This is a genomic window from Streptomyces sp. NPDC087422 (assembly GCF_044744145.1).
In the GTDB taxonomy this organism is placed as follows: Bacteria; Actinomycetota; Actinomycetes; order Streptomycetales; family Streptomycetaceae; genus Actinacidiphila.
This window is the reverse complement of sequence record NZ_JBIUXT010000004.1, coordinates 205,988-227,731: the sequence shown is the minus strand read 5'-3', so window position 1 is coordinate 227,731 and position 21,744 is coordinate 205,988. Positions and strand designations below refer to the sequence as shown.

Genomic DNA, 21,744 nt, shown 5'->3' with positions numbered 1-21,744 from the left:
ACATGCGGCAGAACTTCGCGGCACACGGCGGTACGGCAGGAGAGGACCCGGAATGCCACGCCCCACGGACTGGGACGCGCTCGGTGTGAGCGGCGACCCCACGCCCGGCGACCCGGTGCGGATCCACACCGTGGCGACCTCGATCGGCGACCTGGGCAGGACCGCCCGGGAGATCGACACCGCGATGGAGACGGTCCTCAACAAGACCGGGCCTGAGGCGTTCTCGGGCGAGACCGCCGAGGCGCTGCGGGACCAGATCAGCGGGCGGCTGCGCGGCTTCGTACAGAGCATCGCCGAGGCGTTCGAGTGGTCGAGCACCGCCCTGACCACGTACGCGGACGCCATGTCGACCGCGCAGAGCAAGGCGGACGCGGCGCTCGACCAGGGGCGCGGGCTGGCCAAGGACGACCCGAATCTGGAGACGCTGGCGAGCACCGCGCGCGACGCGGGTCAGACGCAAAAGGACGCGGCGAGCGCCGCCACCACCACGCTGCGCAAGGCGTCGGGCAACATCAAGTCGCCGGTGTCCGGCTGCGCGGAGTTCTGGGAGATCTTCCAGTGGATCGCCATCGCGCTGATCCTGCCCGCGCTGATCTTCGGCGGTCCGATCGCGCTGGTCGCGATGGCGGTCAACCTCACCATCTTCATCAAGACCGCGGTGGACTTCGCGCAGGGCAAGGTCGGCGCGCTCGACCTGTTCCTGTCCGCGCTCGGCATGATCGCGCCCACCACCCGCGCCGTGCCGATCTTCTCGCTGATCGCGAAGGGCTTCAAACTCGGCTGGCAGGCCATCAAGGCGGGCGGCATCGCCACCCTGACCTTCCTCAAGGACATGATGACCGGCATCGCCAAGCCGTTCGTCGCGCTGCCCTCGTTCAGTGAACTCGCCCACCTGACCGGGAGCTGGACCAAGGCGGGCGGGCTGTGGCTGTCGGGCGTCGGCAAGGGCCTCGGCCAACTCGGCGCCAACGCCTTCAAGGTCGGCTCGCTCACCGTCCTCACCGGCATCAAGGGAATTCCCGCCTTCTTCAAGGGAGTTCCGGAATTCGTCACCAACTTCGGCAAGGGCAGCGCGACGTTCTTCAAGAACGAGTTCGGCGGCGCGAAGTGGCTGCGGGTGTTCCTGCCCGCCGAGGGCGACGAGATCGGGAAGTTCGGCGTCTTCGGCGCCATGAAGATCGCGCTCGTCGACCGCGGTGTGTTCGGCAAGTTCAAGTACGGCGCGGCGGACATCGTACGGCCCGGCGTGCAGGCCGTCGGCAGCGGCGTCAGCCACCTGCCGACGCCGGAGTTCGGCGGCGCGGGCCACTCGGCGCCCGGCCTGTTCATCCCCGACCCGCCCAAGCTCAGCCTCGACCTCGGGCCCAAATTCAGCGACTCGATCACCTTCAGCTTCCAGGCGATCATGGGCAAGGACGCGCTGCTTGACACCCCGATCACCGAACTGTCCTCGATGCACCTGGGCGAGTGGGCGAACGTCACGCACACCCCGACCGGGATCACCTTCGACGTCGGCGCAGGGGTGCACGCGCTGCCGCCGCCCGCCGCCGCGATCCTGGCTCCGCCGCCGCCGATCCACATCTCCACCACCGGCATCAACACCGCGGGCATCGGCGCGACCGGCGTGCACGCCCAGGTCGGCGCGCCCTCCTTCCACGTGCCGGGCATCGGCGCCAACGCCGTCCCCAGCCACATCGTCACGCAGGCCACCGACCTGGTCGTGCCGCCGCAGACCGTGGTCTCCTCGATCGGGGTCCCGCACATCACCCCGGCGGCTGTCGTGACCACCCCGCCCGCCGGGACCGTGCACACCTTCACCCCGACCACCCCGGTGACCAGCGCCCATCTGACGAACCCGGCCGCGGTGATCGCCACCCCGCCGCCCGCCTCGGCCGTCAACGTCAACGTGGCGGGCGCGATCTCGATGCCGCCGCCCGCCGCCACCGCCGGTTTCGCCCACACGGTGCCCGCGCCCGCCCTGCCGCACCTGGCCACCAACGGCGCGGTGAACTTCCACGCGGCGACCGTACCGGTCACCGGGCACGTCCCCGCGACCTTCACCGGCGGCGTCACGCACGTGGTCACCGACATCCACACCGGCGGCTCCTTCAACGCGCTCGACTTGCTGCACACCCCGAACCCGGTCGCCGTGCACGCCTTGGCGCCGACCCCCAACGCGCTCATCACCGGCACCGCCGCGAACATCGCCAACAGCCACACGATGGCGACGCTCGCCCAGCACATCTCGGTGGACCTCGGCCCGGTCCACACCGTCGGGCACACCGCGAGCGACCTCACCCCGCCGCCGACCACCGCGCTGACCGCGACCCCGCCGCCCGCGTCGGTCGTCTCCGCCCCGCCGCCCGCGAGCGTCACCCACATGCCGCCGTCCGCGGCGGTTGCCCAGGTCCCGCCGTCCGCCGCGGTCACGCACATGCCGCCGCCCGTGGCCGTCACCCACATGCCGGGTACGCCCGCGGTGACCACCTTCGACCTCGGCGGTACGGGCGCGGGGGCGGGCAAGGGCAAGGGGCCCGAAGTCCTCACGGCCAACGGCAGCGGAAGCGGCGCGGCGGGCGTGGACCTCCCGCCCGCGCACCGCTTCGACGCCGCGATGGACCTGCTCGACAACGGCTCACTCGGCCGCCCCTCGCCGCTGCCGCACCCCGCGTCCGGCCACGGCACAGCTGGCCACGGCGCTTCGGGCCACGGGGTTTCGGGCCACGGCGCGGACGGCCCGGCCTTCGCCGGCACCGCCGTGCCGGGACTCGGCGACAAGGCGTTCGCGGGCGCCCCTGCGCGTTTCCCAGAACCGGCCCACGTCCCCGAACCGGCACACGTCCCCGAACCGGCCCCCGTTCCCGAACCGGCCCCCGTTCCCGAACCGGCGCCCGTGCCCGCCGCGCCCCCGCACACGACCGGTGACGTACGGCTCGGCGGACCGCCGCCGCGGCTGACCGCCAAGGAACTGGACCGGGCGTGGTCGGCCGACAGTGAGCGGATCGGCGCGCTGTTCGGCCCGGCGACCGACCCGTCACGGCCGCTGCGCTTCGACGCCTGGGGCGACTTCGTCCTGGCACGCCACGACCTCGGCCGCCTCGAACAGCACCTGGACGACCTGCGCGCGATGCCCGGCGGACCCTCCAGCGGCGAATCCCGCGCCGTCACCGAGATTAGGACCCAACTGGCCGCCGCCCAGCAGCAGTTCAACGTCGCGGTACGCGGCCTGCGCGAGCACGGCATCAACCCGGCCGCGATGGACCAGCACATCACCGACCTCAACCTCCAGTCGCTGCGCGAGCGGCCCCGGCTCCTCGGCGGCGCGGTGCCGCCGCCCGTCATCCGGGTCGAGGGCGCCGAAGGCGGGCGTCTCATCGAGGAGTCGGTGCCGCTGAGCGGCCCGACCGGCCTGCCGCACGGCCTCAGCGTCAGCATCGGCTACCACGTCAACGGCGTGGACATCAGGCTCCTCGACGGCGCGGGCAACGACCTGACCGCCACCACCCACCAGGTCGTCCAGGTCAACGGCGGCGGACTGTCCGTCCACGACGTGAACACCGGCATCCGGCAGACCTTCGACTCGCAAGGATCGCTGCGCGCCGAGACCGTCCCGCTGCGCGGCCCGCAGGCCCCGCTCGGCACCGGCATCTCCGTGACCTTCGACCGGACGGGCGCGGCCACCCACCACCTGGTCACCGGCGGCGCCGTGGACGCGGGAGCCACCGTCACCCGGCTGCCCGTACCCGGCGACGGCTTCCGCGTCGACCGCGCCGCGACACCCGGCACGTCCGCCACGTACCAGCTCTTCGACTCCGGCGGCCTGCACCTCGCGGACGGCCACGGGCTCCACACTGCCACCGGAGCCCCGCACTTCGTGGAATTCCCCGCGCCCGGCCGGGGCGGCGGCGCACAGCTCCTCGACGCCAACGGCGCGCCCGTGCACGGCTTCACGCCGGTCCGCGAGACCGACGCGACCGGCGCCACCGTCGCCGTGCGGATCGACCGCAACGGCGCGGACGGCGCCTTCGTCCGCCACGACATCACCGGCGGCCAGGCCGTGGAGACCGGTACGCCGCTGCGGCTGCCCGGCGGCGCGGCGGACGGGCGGCTCGTGGTGCGCCCGGTGGGCGGCGGCGCCCCGCACATCGAACTGCCCGGCGGCGTCAGGCCCGGCGGCGTCCAGGTCTTCGACCACGCGGGAGGCGGCCTGCGTGTCGAACGGCCCGGCGGCGCGGGACAGGCCATGACGTACCAGCGCTTCGGCCCCGACCACGTGCTGGCCGGGGACGGCCGCCAACTCCTGGGCGCGGACGGCCGACCGAGCGGCGCCGTGGACTTCCCCGTCGGCGGCGGCGCGGCCGGGCACCTTGACGGCGCGTGGCAGCCGGTGCCGCACCACGCCGTACGCGTCGACCTCGACCCGGCCACCGGCAACCCCGCCACGATCCGCGTCACCGACACCGGCCGCGGCGACTACTGGACGCACGACCACGCGGGCGGCCACCTCGGCGACCACGCCGTGATGCTGCACGGCCCCGGCGGCGCGCCCCTGCACGAATTCGGCGTCACCCGCTATCCGGCGCCCGGCACCATGGGCGCCGCCCAGCGGCTCGCGACCGACGCCAACGGCGTACCGCTGCCGCACTTCGCGCCGCACGGCGACGGCTGGCGCGTCACGGACCGCACGGCGGGCGTACGCGGCGGCGAGTACCGGCAGTTCGGCGCGGACGGCGGCATCCACCAGCAGGCGATCAACGTCACGCGCGACGGCGTCCGCGTGCCGGGACAGCGGTTCGTCCTCACCTTCACGCCGAACGCGAAGACCTGGCAGCTCATGGACACCGTCGCGGGCGCCCCCTTCACGGGCGCCGGGCGCGGCCTGCTGCACTCCGGGACGGTCGACGTGGCCACCGACGCGGGCCACGTCAAGCTGGTCGCCAAGCCCGGCAAGAGCGCCGTGGAGGTCTTCGAACGCCGACCGCTGGCGACCGGCGGCTTCCTCGACTCCCTCCGCCGTACCGACGCGAGCGGCTTCGGCAGGCTCTCCGGCCAGAACACCCGCTGGACGCACACCGATAACGCGGGCAATGTCACCAACTGGGGCCTGCGCAACGTCGGGACGCTGGACGGCAAGGCGTGGCGGGGCATCGACCACCACGGCACCCTGGTCCACGAGTTCCGCACCGGCATCGACGGCGGCGGCGTCCTCGGCGTCCGCGACGGCGCGGGCGACTGGTCGTGGGTGCGCTACGACGCCCACCACCTGCCGGTGCTCGGCGGCAGGCGCACGATGGACGCCGACGGCGGCTGGACCGACCATCTGCGGCTCGGCGGCGACGACATCGTCGTGCAGCGCCGGTGGGGCCCCGCGCACCTGCCGCAGTCCCACGCCAACCACTACCGCGAGGCCGTGCTCGACCCGGCCAACGGGCACCTGCCCAAGACGGTCACCATCGACCCCAACGGGGCCAATTCCACCAGGCAGTTGTGGAAGGAGCAGTCGGAGCACGGCAAGCCGGCCGGAGCCCTGGAGAAGCTGCCGGACAACCAACTCCTGGAAGTCCGGCGCTGGTCCGAGCAGCGCCCGCCGCAGTGGGTCCGCAAGCATCTCATCGGCATCGGCGACGCCGTGTGGGACACGCACGGCTTCCTCAAGGGCGACACCCGCTTCCAGATGTCGAAGTGGACCAGGACGGATCTGGCGACCGGCGCCGAGACCCACGGCTTCCGCTTCACCGCCATGAACGACAACGTGCTGGACATCGCGGCGGACGGCACCTTGACGCGCGGCACGTTCAAGCTGGACCACGGCAACACCCTCACCGTCGGCGACTCCGTCACGCTGCCCGCGGGTGTCGCCCCCGTCGCCCACCGGATGCCGTGGACCGAGGGGGCGGGGAAGCTCTCCGGCTACCGGATCGAGACGCCCGGCGCGCCCGGCGGCCGGATCTGGGAGGACCACTTCAAGGTCGACCACAACGGGGCCTTCACCGGCGGCGACTGGTACGGCGCGGACGCCGCCCCGACCCGGGTGGCGCGCGCGGGCTACGCGGACGGCACTGTCGTGGAGTTCCAGCCGGTCCCGGCCGCCGGGACCGTCCTGGACGGCGGCCCGGGCGTGCGGGCGGGCGCCTTCGAGGGCAACGGCGGCCCGGCCCTGACCAAGAACGTGCACGGCGCGCCCATCGGCGACGTACGGACCTGGCCCGGCGCCGATCTGCGGCCCGGCCACGGACACGGCCCGACGACCGTCACCACCACCGCGCCGCGCTCCCGGCACTGGGACTGGTCGGGCTACAACGGCCGGACCGACACCCGCCATTGGGCCTGGGACGGACTCGACGGCGCGGGCAACCGCACCACGGGATTCACCGAGTTCGGCCGCGGCTTCAACGGCGCCACACCGTTCGACGACTCCTTCCGCGCGTATCTCCGCACCGACAATGGCCCGGTGGCGATCCGCGGCCGGGACATGCTCGGCGGCGGCGAGCACGTGGACTCCTGGCGCGTCACCAACCCCGACGGCAGCCACCAGTGGCGCTGGGCGAAGTACGACGCGTTCGGCAACGCCGTGGACTTCCACGGCGCCGGCACCCGCCAGTGGTGGAATCCGCGGGCGGGCGGCGGGGCCGGCGCGTACGTGGACGACTGGTTCACCGGCGCCCGGTCCTTCCGCGACCGGGTCGACCTCGGCGGCGGCGCCGCGCCGATCACCGTCCGCGAGGTGCCCACCACCAGCACCACGGGACGTGTGCGCGAGTACCTGCCCGACGGCGCCCGCCTCGGCCCCGGCGCCCCCAACCCCGTGAACCTGAACGTGTGGAAGGAGTTCGACCACAACGCGGCCGTCGTGGAGAGCAAGGTCGTCGGCACCAACCAGGTCCTGACCACGGACGCCTGGCGCGGCCAGTGGGTACGGCACGACGGCAACGGCGTCATCCACGCCCAGGGCTCCGACAGCGGCTACATCTTCGAGGCGGACACCTTCGGACGCCTCCAACTCACCGGACGCGGCGTCGACTTCCGCGGCCCGGCGGCCGAACTGCGCGGCTGGGGACGACGGCTGCGCGAGCCCAACCGCATGCAGTGGAAGACCGACCTCAGCGGCCTGGACATCTCCCGGATCGGCGACGGCCTCTACCAGCCGCAGTGGAAGCTGGTCATGGAGAAGGCCGCCATCGAACTCTTCCAGGAATTCGTCCTGGAGTTCACCGCGAATCTCGCCGTCAACGCGATCGTCGCGGACATCCAGAACAGGCCGTTCTCCGGGAAGGACGCGCTCAAGGCGTTCGCGAACGCGAGCGTCAGCGCGGGCATCAAGACCGCCGTCGGCAGCCTCGTCCACGACAACAAGATCAGCGGGTTGCAGCGCACCGGCGACTGGCGCAACGGCCTGGCCAACACCGACAGCGGAAAGCCCTGGTACCGCAAGCCGATGAACCACGACAAGCACTGGTCCAACGAGTGGGCGGGCAACGAGGCTCCCACCCGCTGGCGCGGCGGCATGTACGACTTCGGCTACAACGCGGGCACCTCCACGCTCGCCGCGTGGGTCAACGGCAGCATGAACGCCTCGGTGTTCGGCATCACCGACGCCAATGGCGACACCGTCTACCTCAGCGGCGGAGCCGCGGCCCTGGACGGTCTGATCAACGCCGTCTCCGGCATGACCGGCGCGGTCAGCGTCGGCGCCATGAAGAACCTGTTCATCATGGGCGGCGGCAGCCGGCTCTTCCATCGGCAGGGCTTCGCCGAGTTCTTCCTCCAGTTCGGCTGGAAGCTCCCCGAGAAGGTCTTCACCTCCCAGCTCACCAACTGGTACCGCGCCGCCATCAACCCCTGGTGGTACCAGGGCGGTTACGGCGACACCGGCACCGCCGAGACCGGCACCGGCACCTCCGACACCAGCGGGGAGCCGCAGCCGTGACCACCGACCGTACGACCGACCACACCGTCCACGTCGCCGCCAAGGGACGCGGCGCCCACCGTACGATCGCCGCCGCCGTACGCGCCGCCCGGCCCGGCGCGACCGTCCTGGTGGAGCCCGGCGAGTACCGGGAGTCGCTGACCGTGGACCGGCCGGTGGTGCTGCGCGCCGAACACGGCGCGGGCAGCGTCACGCTGTACCCGGCGGCCGAGGGAACGCCCGCGCTGACCGTGGCCGACGCGCACTGCGCGGTGCACGGATTCACCCTGCGCGGCGTCGGCCCCGGAGAGGCGGCGGTCCGGGTGACCGACGGTTCGACGCTGGCGCTGCACGACTGCGTGGTCCTCGGCGGCCGGGTCGAGGTGACGGGCACGGACGCCGACGACGGCTCCCAAGGGATGCACGGAACAGTGGAGTTGGTCGTCCCCGACCCCGACGGCCTGGACTTCGACGCCGACCCCGACCCCGATCTGGCCCCGACCCGCGACCCGGGACCCGCGCTGCTCCTGCTGCGCTGCCGGATCGCGGGCGCGGGCGGCGCGGGACTGCACCTGTCGGGCACCGCCCGCGCCCGCGCCGACGACCTGCGGATCGAGGCCGTCGACGGCACCGCGGTCGTCCTGTCCGGCACCGCCCGGCTCTCCGCCGAGCGGCTGCGCGTACGCGACTGCACCGGCACGGGCCTGCGGATCCGGGGCCAGGCCGCCGCCGCACTGGTGGACTGCGCGCTGGAAGGGACCGGCGGCAGCGGACTGCTCGTCGAGGACGAGGCGGCGCTCGTCGCGGGCGACACCCGCGTCACCGGCGCGGGCGCGGTCGGCATCCGCCTCACCGGCTCCGCCACCGCCGAGATCGCCGACTGCCGGATCACCGGCTCCGTCACCAGCGGTCTCGTCGCCCAGGACGCCGCGCGGCTGGCCGCCACCGGCTGCGCGGTCACCGACTCCCGCGCCAACGGCCTGCTGGTCCTCGGCGCCGCCACGGCCCGCCTCGCCGACTGCGCGATCTCCGGCACCGGCTACAGCGCCGTCCACCTCGCCGACGCCGCCCAAGCCGCCCTGCTCGACTGCCGGATACGCGACAGCGCCGAGCACGGTCTGCACGCCGTCGGCACCGCGCACGCCGACCTCACCGAATGCGGCCTGTCCCGTATCGCCATGACCGGCCTGCACACCGCGCAGACCGCGACCCTCACCGCCCGCGGCTGCCGCCTCACCGACACCGCGACCGGAGTGCACGCCGTCTCCGCCGCGGGCACCGAGTTGGAGCACTGCACGGTGCTGCGCGCCGCGAAGACCGGTGTCGAGGTCGGCGCGGGCGGCGGCGTACGGCTCTCCCACGTGCGGGTCGTCGCCGCGGGAGCGGCCGGGATCGTGGTCGACTCCGGCGGCACCGCGCGGGTCGACGGCGGCTCAGTCGAAGGCAGCGCCGGCTCCGCGATCGTCGTGTGGACCGGCGCGTTCCCCGAGGTCAGCGGGGTCTTCATCGACGCGCCCGCGAAGAACGGCATCTACCTCGCCGAGGACGCGGGCGGCACCTTCACCTCCTGCGAGGTCGCGGGCGCGGGCTTCCCCGCCCTCCACGTGGCACGCGGCGCCGCCCCGGTCTTCCGCCGCTGCCGGGTCCGCGACTGCGCCGAGGATCTGGGCCAGGACGAGGGAGCGCGGCCCGCCTTCGAGGACTGCGTCTCCTACGACGTACGGCGGCCGACGATTCCGCAGCTCGGCGGGGGAGCGGCGGGCCGGGCCGCGGGCCTGCCCGCGTCGCCGTCCGGGACGGCCCCGCCCGGCGCACCCGGTGACGACGGACCGGACCCGGACGCGCCGGAGGAGGATCTGGACGACCTGCTCGCCGAACTCCACTCGCTGGTCGGCCTCGACGGCGTCAAGGGCGATGTCGGCTCGCTGGTCAAGCTGATGCGGACGGTACGGCGACGGCAGGAGGCCGGGCTGCCCGCGCCGCCGCTCAGCCGCCACCTGGTCTTCGCGGGCAACCCCGGCACCGGCAAGACCACCGTCGCCCGGCTCTACGGCCGTCTGCTCAAGGCGCTCGGCCTGCTGCGCCGCGGTCACCTGATCGAGGTCGACCGCAGCGCGCTGGTCGGCGAGTACGTCGGCCACACCGGGCCGCGTACCACCGCCGCCTTCCAACAGGCCCTGGGCGGCGTGCTGTTCATCGACGAGGCGTACGCGCTGTCGCCGCTGCACAGCGGCAACGACTTCGGCACCGAGGCCGTCTCGACGCTCGTCAAGCTCATGGAGGACCACCGCGACGACATCGTGGTGATCGCCGCGGGCTACCCCACCGAGATGGACCGCTTCGTCTCCTCCAACCCCGGCCTGTCCTCCCGCTTCAGCCGCACCCTGCACTTCGTGGACTACGACGCGGCGGAACTCGTCTCGATCGTGGAGCACCAGGCGGCCGAGCACCGCTACGAACTCACCGAGAAGGCCCGCGCGGAACTGAGCGGCTTCTTCGACCGGATGCCGCGCGGCGAGGGCTTCGGCAACGGCCGCTCCGCGCGCCAGGTGTTCCAGGAGATGACGGAGCGTCAGGCGCAACGGGTCGCGGAACTGGCCGATCCGCGGGCCGAGGACCTGGTCGCCCTCGAAGCCGACGACTTGCCGCCGCAATCCGTGGCCCTGCCCGCGGCACCCGCCGTCGCCCGCCCCGTCCTCAGACTCTGAGGAGACGCCGAGGCCCCGGCCCCGAGCGAACACCCCGGCCCCGAGCGAACACCCCGCCCCCGCGCCCGACATCCCCCCGGAGACCCCCCGTGCCGACGCCCGACCTCCCGCCGCCCGCCCTGGACAAGCCCGCGTCCGCGCCGCCGCCCGCCGCCTCGGACTTCTCCGCCACCTTCGCCGAGCACGCCTCCGTGCCCCGCCGCGGCCTGGTGCCCGGCGTGCGCGTGTGGGGCACGATCGGCGGCGCGGCGGCGGTGACGGCCGTCTGCGTGCTCGTCGTCCCGCTGCTCGGCGCCCTCGGCGGCGACAACGGCGGGGACGGCGGCCGTACGTCGGACACGGTGGTCGCCGCCGCGCGGACCCAGTCGCCGAGCGCGACGCCGTCGAGCACCGCCACCACCCCCGAGGCGGCGGTGACCACGACGAGCCCGCCGCCGACGACCAGGCCGCCCGCGGCCAAGCACGCCGCCGCCCCGCCCGCCGGGAACTCCAGCGGTTCCGGCGGTTCGGGGGGCTCGGCCGGATCAGGGGGCGGCGCCCCGCGCACCCGGGCCACGAAGAAGGCCACGAGCCCGGCGACCAGGCAGACCGCCAAGCCGCCGGCGAAGGCGACCAAGGCCGCCGCGCCGCCCGCTCCGGCCAGGGTCGGCGACTTCCTGGTCAGCGCCGGGTCGGGCAAGTGCCTGAACGCCTCGGCCGGTTCGGACGGCACCCACCTGCAACTGTGGACCTGCAACGGCAACGTCAACGAGCAGTGGACCTTCGCCTCCGACGGCACGATCCGCAGCAAGGGCCTGTGCATGGACGCCGCTTGGGGCAGCACGGACGACGGGACGATCGTCCAGATCGCCTATTGCAGCGGCAATCCGGCGCAGCAGTTCACGCTGAGCGGCGGCGTGATCCGCGGCGACCAGTCGGGCCTGTGCGTCGACGTATGGATGGCCGCGACCTCCGACGGCACTCCGATCAAGCTCCACCCGTGCAACGGCGGCAGCAACCAGGCGTGGAAACGCAAGGGTTGACGGTCAACGGCCCCGAACTCCGGGCCCGTGCGGGCGTGCGGTGTCGGCTCGGCGACAGCGGGGGCCGCGGCGCGACAGGGTGATACACCGTCAGATCACCCTGCCGTGCCGGAGCTCCCGCTGCCGCCGGTGCCGGAGGGCGTCCAGCGGTTCCGGCGCCTGCGACGACGGATGGCGGGCCTCCTTGACCAGGAAGTGCGGGCGCCGCTTGGTCTCGTAGGAGATCCGGCCGATGTACTCGCCGATCAGGCCGGGCATCACCATCTGCACGCTGCCCATGCCCACGACGATGGCGACCAGGGTGACACAACCGGGCGCGTCGACCCCGGTGACCAGCGCGTCCACCGTGACCCCGGCCGCGGAGAGCCCCCCGAGCCCGGCACGGGTCCGCGCGTCGAAGCGGTCGATGACCGCCTCCTCGTCGTAACAGGGCACGACGACCGAGAGCTTCGTCATGCGCGCCTCCCGGGGCGACGGAGACCGAGGGCGGTTCCGCGGAGCGCGGACCCGTCCAAGAGCCCGTCGCGCGTGGTGCGTTGGGGGAAGAGCCGTCGCGCGAGGGTGCGTCCGGCGGTACCCGAGGAGCCGTCGCGCCCCGAGCGGTCGCGGAACCGGCCGCCGACGCCGACCGCGAGCAGCACGGCCAGGGCGAGGCCGGAGGCCGGGAGCCCGGCGTTCAGACCGGGTGTGCGGAACGAGCAGGAGACCCGCGAACCGCCGCCCAGATCCACGGCGATGAGGCCGCCGAGGGTGCGGGGGGCCGCCGACGCCCCGCCGTCGACCGAACAGCGCCAGCCGGTCACGGCGGGCACGGCGAGGACCGCGGTGCCGTGGCCGCCCCGGCGGAAGGCGGCCGTGATCGTGTGGCCGCCCGCCGTGACCTCGGCCGGGCCGGTGGCCCGCAGCTTCGTGACCGCGCGCCGCAGCGCGCCCTGGTCGAGGCAGCCGACCGGGAACCGCGGGATGTCCTGCGCGGTGGTGGTGCCCAGCGCCAGCCGGATCCGGCCGCTCGCGGGCACGGCGCCGAGCGGCATGATCCCGTTGGCGGCCAGGAGGCGGACGCCGACCGCCCGGTACTCGGCGCCGTTCGCACGGACCGGGCCGGAGAACCAGGGCGTGTACAGATACGCGAGGGTGCCCGGCGCGCAGGTCGCGGTGAACGACGTCCAGGCCGCGCCCTTGGCGTTGCCCGGCAGCCGCCAGGTGCCGTTCGGCTCGGGGACGGGCCGGGGCCCGGAGGCGGGGGTGAGCAGCGGCACGCGGTAGACCCGGGCGCCGAGCACGCGCTGCTGCCGGGCGAAGACCGAGGTGTCGCGGACGGCGCCGTCGAAGGCCGCGCCGGGCCTGAGGGTGACGATCGGGGGAGCGGGCGCGGTGTGCTGGGCGACGGCGCTCGGCGCGCCGGGCACAATGCCGAGGGAACTGCTCACTCCCATGATCGCCCGGCCCACCGGGTCGTCGAGGCCGTAGATGTGACGGCCCCTCATGGTCCAGGCGGAGCCGAGGGCCTGGAGGGTGGCCGCGGTCCGCGCGGGCAGATAGCTGCTGTAGTACGAGCCGCCCTCGCCGCCGAGCAGCAGCGGGTCGTTGGCGGTGTACTGGTGCGGACCGGGGTCGGTGCGGGTCGCGGGCCAGTCGTCCCGCGCGCCGACCGCCGCGTGCGCGGTCAGCGACGCGGCGCTGATCGTCTCCCTCGGCGTCCACTGGGGGTTGTCGTCCCTGATCACGCTGACGGAGAAGACGCTGTAGGCGGTGGCGAGGAAGACCGAGCAGGTCAGCGCGGCGAACACGCCGATACGTACCCGGCGGTCGGTCCGGTGGCGGGCGAGCAGCAGCAGAAGGCCGAGGACGAGGGCGCTGTCGGCGAGGATCAGGATCCACTCGCCGCGCGTGAAGTAGTGGCCGCCGCTCACCACGGCGAGCAGGACCGCCAACGCGGCCCCGCCCGCGAGCAGTTCACGTGGGCGTGGCCTGCGGGAGAGCACCAGCCAGGCGACCGCCACCAGCATGGACGTCAGCGCGATGGCGGCGCGGTAGGGGCTGCCGTTGGGCATGGCCAGGCCGTGCCACAACAAGACCGTCGGCTTCCAGACGTACGACAGGGCCACCAGGACCAGCAGCCCGGTCCAGACCGCGCGTTCCCTGCCCGGCACCCGCCGCATGAAGGGGAAGGCGAGCACGAGCAGCAGCGGCAGCAGCCCGACGGAGATCCGCGGGGCGGACGGGTAGAGGCCGCCGGGCAGCAGGTGCGCGAGGTAGTCGAGGGCGGCGGGCGGCGTGTAGTCCTGGGGCTCGGCGGGCTGGGACGCCTTGCTGGCGGTGTAACTCACCGTCAGCACGGGCGCGGCCAGCAGCAGGCCGGTCGCGGTCGCCGCCGCGGCGCGCAGCAGTGCGCGCCAACGGTCCCGCACCGGACGGGAGTCGAGCAGCAGGCGGGCGCCGAGGACCAGACCCATGCCGAGGGTCGCCATGGCCGCGGTGTAGAAGTTCGCCGCCCAGCACAGGGTGATCACCAGCGTCGCGGGCACCCAACGGCGGCCGCGCAGACACCAGTCGTAGGCGATGCCGAGCAGCGGGAAGGACGACAGGCCCCACATCCACATGGGGTCGCCGAAGCCGTCCGAGATCGTCCAGGTGCTCACCGCGTAGCCGACCGCGAGCAGCGCGCGCAGCCACGGCGAGCCCGGCCGCAGCCTGCCGAGGTAGACCGTCATCAGGGCCGCGCCGAGTCCGATGCTCAGCACCGTGGCCGTGAAGACGGCCGCGTTGACGGCGTCGCGCGGGAAGAGCCCGACCAGCCAGGAGAACGGGTTCATCAGATACGTGAAGAAGTCGGCGAGGAAGGGGACGCCGTATCCGCTGCCCCAGTTGACGATCAGGTCGCCGGTGGCGCGGCCGTGCATCAGGTCCCACAAGTGGGCGTGGTACGGCACGAATTGGTTGCCGAGGTCGTTGACGGCCCGCGATCTCGGTCCGAACGGATACGTCCCGTGCACGGCCAGCGCCAGGCAGTAGGCACCCATGGAGACGGCCGCCGCGAGCAGCGCCGCCAGCGGTGTCGCGGCGGCCCGGAGCGCCGGGCGGCGCGGCGGACCGGCGGGCGGCGCCGCTGGGGGTGTGTCGATGGCCGCGGAGGAGGAGGTCAGCACCGTGTCCCGCTTGCTCGTATGCCTCGGATCGTCTCCCGGCGCATCCTACTACGTTCTTTGTAGTAGTTTTCGGCATCTCGTCGCTTCGTCGTCCTCCGGCGCCGACCGCCGGGGTTCATACCGCGGACGCCGTCGTACGCGACCGGCTCCGCAGCCGTCTCAGGGCCACGTCGAAGGCCCCGCGCGCGCCGGGTGCCAGGCGCAGCGCCAGCGAACCGCCCGCCGTCCGGTACGCCTGGATCAGCGCGACGCCGTACCGCCCGCAGGGGGTGACCGTGCGCCGCAGCCCCGAGTCCTGGGCGCGCGGCGCGAGCGGGGCCGTCACCGTGCCGTCGGCGTACCGCAGCCGCACCCGTACGTCCCAGGTCTGGGTGCCGCGACAGCCCGCGGCGGCGAGCCGGCCCACGTCGAGCGGGACGCTGGCGCGCCAGCGACCGCACTCGTCGTACGCCGTGGCCGTGGTGGTGACGGCGGGTTCCGCGCCGTCCCGCGCGATGACGTCGACCTCCACGGCGACCGGGCCGCCGACCGCGGCGAGGCGGCCGTACAGATCGCGGATTCGCAGCCGCAGTCGCCCGTGGCGGCCGGTGAACAGCGTGCCGTCGACCGTCAACGGCAGTGCTTGGAGCGGAAGTTGGCCGAGCCCGTCGAGCCTGACGTCGCGCAGGCCGTCCGACCAGACGGGACCGGCCGACGTCCGCGCGTACGGCGGGGCCAGTCTGGCCGGGTCCGCCGCGAGCTGCGCGAGCCGGGCCAGGTCGCGCGGGGCGTCACCGGCCAGCACCACCGCGGCGATCCAGCGGGCGGGGGCCGCCGCCGCGGCCCGCTCGGCGTCGGTGAAGGAGGCCAGGTAGGCGCGGGCCAGTCTCCACCACGCGCGCTGGTACGCGGGGTCGCGGCCGGGCAGTTCGCGGACGTACAGGCACAGGTCGTCATCGAGGAATTTGGTGCGGCAGGCGGCGGCGAGCAGGGGGCGGCGGGCGGCGGTGAAGACGTCGACGGCCTGGCGGTGGGCGGCGACGCGGGCGGCCCAGTCGCCGGTGTCCCGGCGGGCGGGCGCGACCGGCTCCCCGGCCTCGCGGCGCGCCCGCCGGACGCAGACGGTGTCGGGCACGACGGCGATCGGCGGTCCCGCGGCCAGGACGCGGGCGGTGAAGACGAAGTCCTCGTAGGCGAAGGTGCCTTCGGGGCAGCGGAGCCGGTGCCGGTCGAGGAAGGCGCGCCGGTAGAGCTTGTTGACGCACAGGGTGTCGCGCAGGAGCTCCGGATGGTCCTCGGGGGACGCGAGGACGGCGGCCTCGCGGTAGAGCGCGGGCTGCCAGCGCACCTCACGGCCGCCGGGCAGTTCGCGGCGGACGGCGACGCCGACGGTGACCGGCGTGCCGTGGGTCTCCGCGGCGGTCAGCAGCGCGCGTACGGCGCCGTCCGGCAGCACGCCGTCGCTGTCGAGGAACATCACGTACTCGGCGGTGGCGACCGCGACGCCGTCGTTGCGGGGCGTGCCGCGACCGCCGCTGTTCTCGGCGCGGCGCACGACGCGCAGCCGGGGCTCGCGGGCGGCCAGCGCGTCCAGGACGTCGGGCGTCCGGTCGCGGGAGGCGTCGTCCACCGCGACGACCTCGGTGACGGCCGGGCCCTGCGCGAGCGCGGACCGTACGGCGGCGTCGACGGACTCCGCGTCGTCGCGGGCGATGACGACGACGCACACGCCCGGCCCTGTCATCCGCATGGCGAACCGTCCATGGCGGCCACTCCCTGTCGGCCCTCTCCCGGTCGGCGGCCCGGTGCTCCGGGACGCCGTGATGCCGGTGGTTACTACACTCCTTGTAGTAACCACCCGGAACCGGAAGCTACTACAGACCTTGTAGTAGCGTAATAAGGGGAGACGAGATCACCGATGGCCCCTCAGCGCCGGAGCCGCGGCAGTCTGGCACGCGACATCCAGGCCGTACTCGCCGCGGGCGCAGGACCGATGACCCCCGCGCAGGTCCGCGACGCGCTCGGCGGGGAGCTGGCCTACACGACGGTGATGACGGTGCTCACCCGGCTGCACGCCAAAGGCGAGGTCACCCGGCGGCAGGAGGGCCGCGGCTACGCGTACACCGCGCCCGCGCACCCGGCCGAGGTCACCGCGCAGCGCATGCAGCGGCTGCTCGACGCCGACGACGACCGCGCCGGCGTGCTGGTCCGCTTCGTCGGCACGCTCAAGGCCGCCGACGAACACCTCCTGCGCAGCCTCCTCGACCCTCCGGGCCCCGAAAGTCGCCGGGACGGCGAGGCAACCGACGGCGCGGCCGATCCGTCTGACGGACCGGAGCCGGACGGAAAGCGGTGAAGGTGCTGACAGCGGTGGACGCGACGAACGGGCGGCACGCGACGGGCGCGACCGCCGTGCGCGGGCCGACGCCCAGGGACCCGACCGCGTCGCGCCGTTCGGCCTCCCCGGACCCGACCGCTGTGCGCGGGCCGATGCCTCAAGACCCGACCGCCGTGCCCGGATCGGCGTACCCGGACCCGACCGACTCGACCGCGTCGTGCGGATCGACGCCCCAGGACCCGACCTGCTCGACCGCGTCGCGCCGTCCGGCACCCCCGGACCGGCGGTGGGCGGCCGACACCGGGGAGGCGGCGTGACCGGAGCCGTCTGCGCGACTACCCTCGTCTGCCTGCTGTTCGCGCTCACCGCGCCCCGGCTCGGAAAGCTGCTGCCGCCCGCCACGGCCACCCGGCTGCTCGTGCCCGCCGCGCTCGCGGTGGCCGCCTCGACCCTGTTCGTCCTCGGCGAGCTGGGCTTCACCTGGCTCGGACAGGTGCCCGCGATCGCCGCGCTCGGACCGTGGTCGCCCAAGCGCCTCGACGCCCTCGACCCCGTGCCCGACCCGCTGGCGGCGGCCAGCCTCGTCCTGCTGGCCGCGGCCGTCGCGCACGCCTCGCTCACCGTCGTCCGCCGACTGCGCGCGCTGGCCGCCGTCTACCGGATCGCCCGCGGCCCCCGCACCGCCGACCCCGTGCTCGTCGTCGACAACGCGTGGCCCGACGCCTTCACCACCCCCGCCCCCGCCGCGCGCATCGTCATCACCACCGGCCTGCTCAGGGCGCTCACCCCGCAGGAGCGGCAGGTCGTCCTCGCCCACGAGCACTCCCACCTCAACCACCGGCACGTCTGGTGGATCCTCGCCGCCGAACTGGCCGCGGGCGTCAACCCGTTGCTGCGCCGTACCGCCAAGGCGGCCGGTCAGGCCGTCGAGCGCTGGGCGGACGAGGACGCCGCCCGCAGCGTCGGCGACCGGCAGCTCGTCGCCAGGACCATCGCCCGCGCGGCGCTGCTCCAGCACGACGCGCCGCACCCGGCCGCCGGAGCCGCGCCCGTCGCGGCGGCCACCGGCAGCGACGTCCCCGCGCGGGTGCACGCCCTGCTCGGCCGCCCGCCGCGCCGCCGCCCGCTGGCCCTCACGACACTGGCCGCGCTGCTGGTCGCCAGCACGGTCGCCACCGCCGCCGTCGAACGCACCGGCGAGCACCTCTTCGACCGCGCGGCCCAGCCGCCGCCCGCCACCGTGCGCGACCACGTCCACGCGGTCGCGCGCGTCCCCGCGCCCGACCGCGCGCGCACCCCCGCACCGGGCCGGGTCACGCGCCACCTCCACTCGTCGCTGGTGCCCGCCCTCGCACGGGACCGGGCCGACCGCGACACGGGCGGCGACCGCCTCCGGGGGTGAGCGCGGCTCGCACCGCCCTTGGCGCGCCCTGTTCCGCGCCGGTACGGACCGGCGTAGGTTCTGGGGCGGAGACCGCGGCCGCAACGGCCGCCGGGGGAGGGCTGCATGACCGTGCTCAAGGGCAAGACCGCTGTGGTCACCGGCGGTTCGCGGGGCATCGGCCGGGCGATCGTGGAATGGCTCGCACGCGACGGCGCGGACGTGGTGTTCGGCTACGCGCGCGACGCCGAGGCCGCGGCCGATGTCGTACGCACCGTCGAGGAGGCGGGCGGGACCGCGCGGGCGCTCCGGGCCGACCTCGTGGAACCCGGCGCCGCCGAGCGGCTGATGGCCACCGCCGACCGCCATCTCGGCGGCCTGGACATCCTGGTCAACAACGCCGCGCTGAGCATCACCCCCGCGCCCCTGGCCGACACCGACGAGGAGATGTACGACCGTGTGATGGCTGGCAACGCCAAGTCCACGTTCCTGACCATGCGTTACGCGGCCAGGCACCTGCGCGACGACGGCCGTGTCATCAACATCTCCACCCTCAACACGCTCCGCCCGGCGCCCGGGAACGCGCCCTACGCGGCCAGCAAGGGCGCGATCGAGCAACTGACCCGCGTGGCCTCCCGCGAACTCGGCGCGCGCGGCATCACCGTCAACACGGTCTCGCCCGGCGCCACCGACACCGACCTCCTGCGCGAGGCCAACCCGGGTGCGGACTTCCAGCCGCTCATCGACCTCACCCCGCTCGGCCGCCTGGGCCGCCCCGCCGACATCGCGGACGTCGTCGCCTTCCTCGCCGGCCCCGCCGCCCGCTGGCTCACCGGCCAGAATCTCCGCGCGGACGGCGGCCTCAGCTAGTGGGGACCTGCGGTCTCCCCGCCGTGTCCCCACGGTGGCCCCGCGACAGACCATCGGATTCCGGCTCCGAACGAGACCGCCGGACGACTCGCCAGACGAACACGGAGAAGACGTCATGACAGCATCCATCCTGGTCACCGGCGGTACGGGCACCCTCGGGCGGCACGTGATCCCGCTCCTGCCGGAGGCGGGCACCAAACCCCGGGTGCTGAGCCGTACGGCCCACGCGTCCGGCGACGGCGTCGAGTACGTCACCGGCGACCTGCTCACGGGCGAGGGAATCGACGCGGCGGTGGACGGCATCGAGACCGTCCTGCACCTCGCGGGCGACGCGAAGAGCGACGACAAGTCCACCCGCGCCCTGCTGACCGCCGCGTCGGCCGCGGGCGTACGGCACTTCGTCTACATCTCGGTCGTCGCGGCGGACAAGGTCCCGCTCGGCTACTTCAAGGTGAAACTGGCCGCCGAGCGGATGGTGGCCGAGTCCGGGCTGCCGTGGACGACGCTGCGCGCCGCGCAGTTCCACGAGTTCGCCTTCACCGTGATCGGGAAGATGGCCAAGCTGCCGGTGCTGCCGATCCCCGGCGTGATGCGGCTCCAGCCGGTCGACTCACGCGAAGTCGCCGCCCGCATGGTGGAGTTGGCCCTCGCCGAGCCCGCGGGGCGGGTCCCCGACATGGTGGGACCCACCGTCTACACGCTGGCCGAGGCGGCCCGCGGCTACCTCCAGGCGGTCGGCAAGCGCCGCCCGATCATGCCGGTCCCGATGCCGGGCAAGGCCGGGCGCGTGTACCGGGACGGGGAGAATCTGACCACCGAGGGCGCCACCGTCGGCGAGCGCACCTGGGAGGCGTTCCTGGCCGAACGGGCGGTCTGACCACGGTACGTGGGCACACCGCGGGCCGCCGTCCGCTCCGCGTACGAGGGGGCGGCCCTCACGTACGCGGAGGTTCGCCCCTGCCCCGGACCGGATGCTCCGGCTGCCCGGACGCGTCCCCCGGCGGGCGCGGCTCGGGTACGGGGGCGGGGGCCGCGCCGCCCGCGACCCGTGTGCTCGACCGGCGGGTACCGGTCGTCGCGTAGGCCGAATAGCGCGGCACCCAGCGCAGCAGCGCGCCCGCCGCCGCGAGGCCGACCGCGCCCATGAGGGCGATCCCGGCCGCGAGGCTGCCGAGGGCGGCGGCGGCCGAGACGGCCAGCGGACCGCCCGCCGCGCCGGAGTCCGCGCACAGCCGCCACACACCGAGGAACTGCGAGCGGGCGCGCGGCGGCGCGACATCGGCGCCGAGGGTCATGAGGATGCCGCTGCCGATCCCGTTGCCGAAGCCCATCAGCATGGCGACGACGGTCAGCGACGCCAGGCTGTGGGTCAGCGGCAGCGCGGCCTGCGCGCAGCCCAGCACCACCATGGACGGCACGGCGATCCACAGGCGGCCCGCCCGGTCCATCACCTGCCCCGACGGGTAGAAGGTCAGGGTGTCGACCAGCCCCGCGATCCCGAAGACCACACTGGTGGACGAAGGGCTCAGACCCAGATGGTCGGCCCACAGCGGCAGCACCGTCTGCCGGGTCGCGCGGACCGAGGCCACCAGCAGGACGGCCAGGCCCAGCGTCAGGAAGACCCGGCGGTGGCCGCGCAGCACCGACCGTACCGAGGCGGTCTCCCGCACGGCCCCCGCCGCCGGGTCCGCGACATCGCGCACGGTCAGCAGCACCACGACCGTCACCGCCGTGCACAGCAGCGCCAGCCAGTAGATGTCATGCACCGGGAACCTGGTGAGCACGGCCGCGCCGAGGAACGGCCCGACGAAGGCGCCGACACGCGACATGCCGCCGAGTGTGGACATCGCCCGCGCGCGCAGCCCGGTGGGCACGACCTCGGTGAGATACGACTGTCTGGCCAGGATGAAGACGGCGTTGGAGGCGCCGGTGACGGTCACGGCCGCCGCGAGCTGCCACACGCTGCGGGCCAGCGCGCAGCCGGACAGCGTCACCGCCGTGACCCCGGAGGCGACCAGCATCGCCTTGCGGTCGCCGAGCCGCGCCGCCAGCGCGCCGGCCGGCACGTCGCCGAGGATCTGCCCGACGCCGAGCAGCGCCAGTACCAGCCCGGCGCTGCCGACGCTCGCGCCGAGCGCTCTGCCGCTGAGCGCGAGCACCGGAGCGAGGGCGCCCATGCCCGTCTCGAAGATCAGGACCGGCAGGAAGACCGCCGGTATCAGACTCCTCAGGGACACGGGACGCGCACTCACCTGTTGATTGCCTCACCTCGGGCCGGACCTCACCGGGCACGCCCTCGGTCGGCGGCGGGCCGTCCACCATTCAACAACAGCCGAGATGTCGATCCGGGCCCGACCCGTTCGTATGGACAGTGAGAGCCGGTCGGCGCAC

General features: G+C 74.3%; 10 protein-coding genes and 1 pseudogene. 7 read left to right on the top strand and 4 right to left on the bottom strand.

Going from position 1 to position 21,744, the window contains the following annotated elements:
• Positions 1-52: 52 nt before the first annotated feature.
• The 3 genes from ACIO6U_RS14420 (at position 53) to ACIO6U_RS14410 (ending at position 11,636) form a co-directional block, all read left to right on the top strand.
• Positions 53-7,927 (top strand): putative T7SS-secreted protein, encoded by a 7,875-nt coding sequence (locus ACIO6U_RS14420; protein ID WP_401718862.1) that lies wholly within the window; start codon positions 53-55, stop codon positions 7,925-7,927.
• Positions 7,924-10,614, top strand: a complete 2,691-nt coding sequence (locus ACIO6U_RS14415; protein WP_401718859.1) for a right-handed parallel beta-helix repeat-containing protein — start codon at positions 7,924-7,926, stop codon at positions 10,612-10,614. The genes ACIO6U_RS14420 and ACIO6U_RS14415 overlap by 4 nt, the downstream gene beginning before the upstream one ends.
• Positions 10,615-10,703: 89 nt before the next feature.
• Positions 10,704-11,636, top strand: coding sequence for an RICIN domain-containing protein (locus ACIO6U_RS14410; RefSeq protein WP_401718856.1), 933 nt, complete (start codon positions 10,704-10,706; stop codon positions 11,634-11,636).
• 90 nt (positions 11,637-11,726) lie between these two features.
• Here the strand turns inward: ACIO6U_RS14410 and ACIO6U_RS14405 are convergent.
• The 3 genes and pseudogenes from ACIO6U_RS14405 to ACIO6U_RS14395 form a co-directional block, all read right to left on the bottom strand.
• Positions 11,727-12,011 (bottom strand): annotated as a pseudogene (locus ACIO6U_RS14405) (hypothetical protein); the annotation flags it as partial.
• Positions 12,012-12,088: 77 nt separating this feature from the next.
• A complete protein-coding gene (locus ACIO6U_RS14400; protein WP_401718853.1) occupies positions 12,089-14,785 on the bottom strand; it encodes a YfhO family protein in 2,697 nt (898 codons plus the stop codon).
• 115 nt (positions 14,786-14,900) lie between these two features.
• Complete coding sequence (locus ACIO6U_RS14395) at positions 14,901-16,514, bottom strand: glycosyltransferase family 2 protein (RefSeq protein ID WP_401718850.1); 1,614 nt, start codon at positions 16,512-16,514, stop codon at positions 14,901-14,903.
• Positions 16,515-16,682: 168 nt separating this feature from the next.
• On the opposite strand from ACIO6U_RS14395, the gene ACIO6U_RS14390 reads away from it, so the two are divergent.
• The 4 genes from ACIO6U_RS14390 (at position 16,683) to ACIO6U_RS14375 (ending at position 20,230) form a co-directional block, all read left to right on the top strand.
• Positions 16,683-17,120 (top strand): BlaI/MecI/CopY family transcriptional regulator, encoded by a 438-nt coding sequence (locus ACIO6U_RS14390; RefSeq protein WP_391163112.1) that lies wholly within the window; start codon positions 16,683-16,685, stop codon positions 17,118-17,120.
• A 295-nt stretch (positions 17,121-17,415) separates the two neighbouring features.
• Entirely contained in the window at positions 17,416-18,504 is a 1,089-nt protein-coding gene (locus ACIO6U_RS14385) for a M56 family metallopeptidase (RefSeq protein ID WP_401308448.1), read from the top strand.
• Between the two features lie 105 nt (positions 18,505-18,609).
• Positions 18,610-19,353, top strand: a complete 744-nt coding sequence (locus ACIO6U_RS14380) for an SDR family NAD(P)-dependent oxidoreductase (RefSeq protein ID WP_401718846.1) — start codon at positions 18,610-18,612, stop codon at positions 19,351-19,353.
• Positions 19,354-19,468: 115 nt separating this feature from the next.
• Positions 19,469-20,230: an NAD(P)H-binding protein gene (locus ACIO6U_RS14375; RefSeq protein WP_391045909.1), complete on the top strand. Its 762-nt coding sequence runs from the start codon at positions 19,469-19,471 to the stop codon at positions 20,228-20,230.
• Between the two features lie 58 nt (positions 20,231-20,288).
• Here the strand turns inward: ACIO6U_RS14375 and ACIO6U_RS14370 are convergent, their stop codons facing one another.
• Positions 20,289-21,590: an MFS transporter gene (locus ACIO6U_RS14370; protein ID WP_401718843.1), complete on the bottom strand. Its 1,302-nt coding sequence runs from the start codon at positions 21,588-21,590 to the stop codon at positions 20,289-20,291.
• Between the last annotated feature and the right edge of the window lie 154 nt (positions 21,591-21,744).

Excerpts from the sequence above, each read along its gene's own strand:
- ACIO6U_RS14390 (WP_391163112.1), top strand. The coding sequence starts at position 16,683 with ATGGCCCCTCAGCGCCGGAGCCGCGGCAGTCTGGCACGCGACATCCAG.
- ACIO6U_RS14395 (WP_401718850.1), bottom strand. The coding sequence starts at position 16,514 with ATGCGGATGACAGGGCCGGGCGTGTGCGTCGTCGTCATCGCCCGCGAC.
- ACIO6U_RS14380 (WP_401718846.1), top strand. The coding sequence starts at position 18,610 with ATGACCGTGCTCAAGGGCAAGACCGCTGTGGTCACCGGCGGTTCGCGG.
- ACIO6U_RS14375 (WP_391045909.1), top strand. The coding sequence starts at position 19,469 with ATGACAGCATCCATCCTGGTCACCGGCGGTACGGGCACCCTCGGGCGG.
- ACIO6U_RS14420 (WP_401718862.1), top strand. The coding sequence starts at position 53 with ATGCCACGCCCCACGGACTGGGACGCGCTCGGTGTGAGCGGCGACCCC.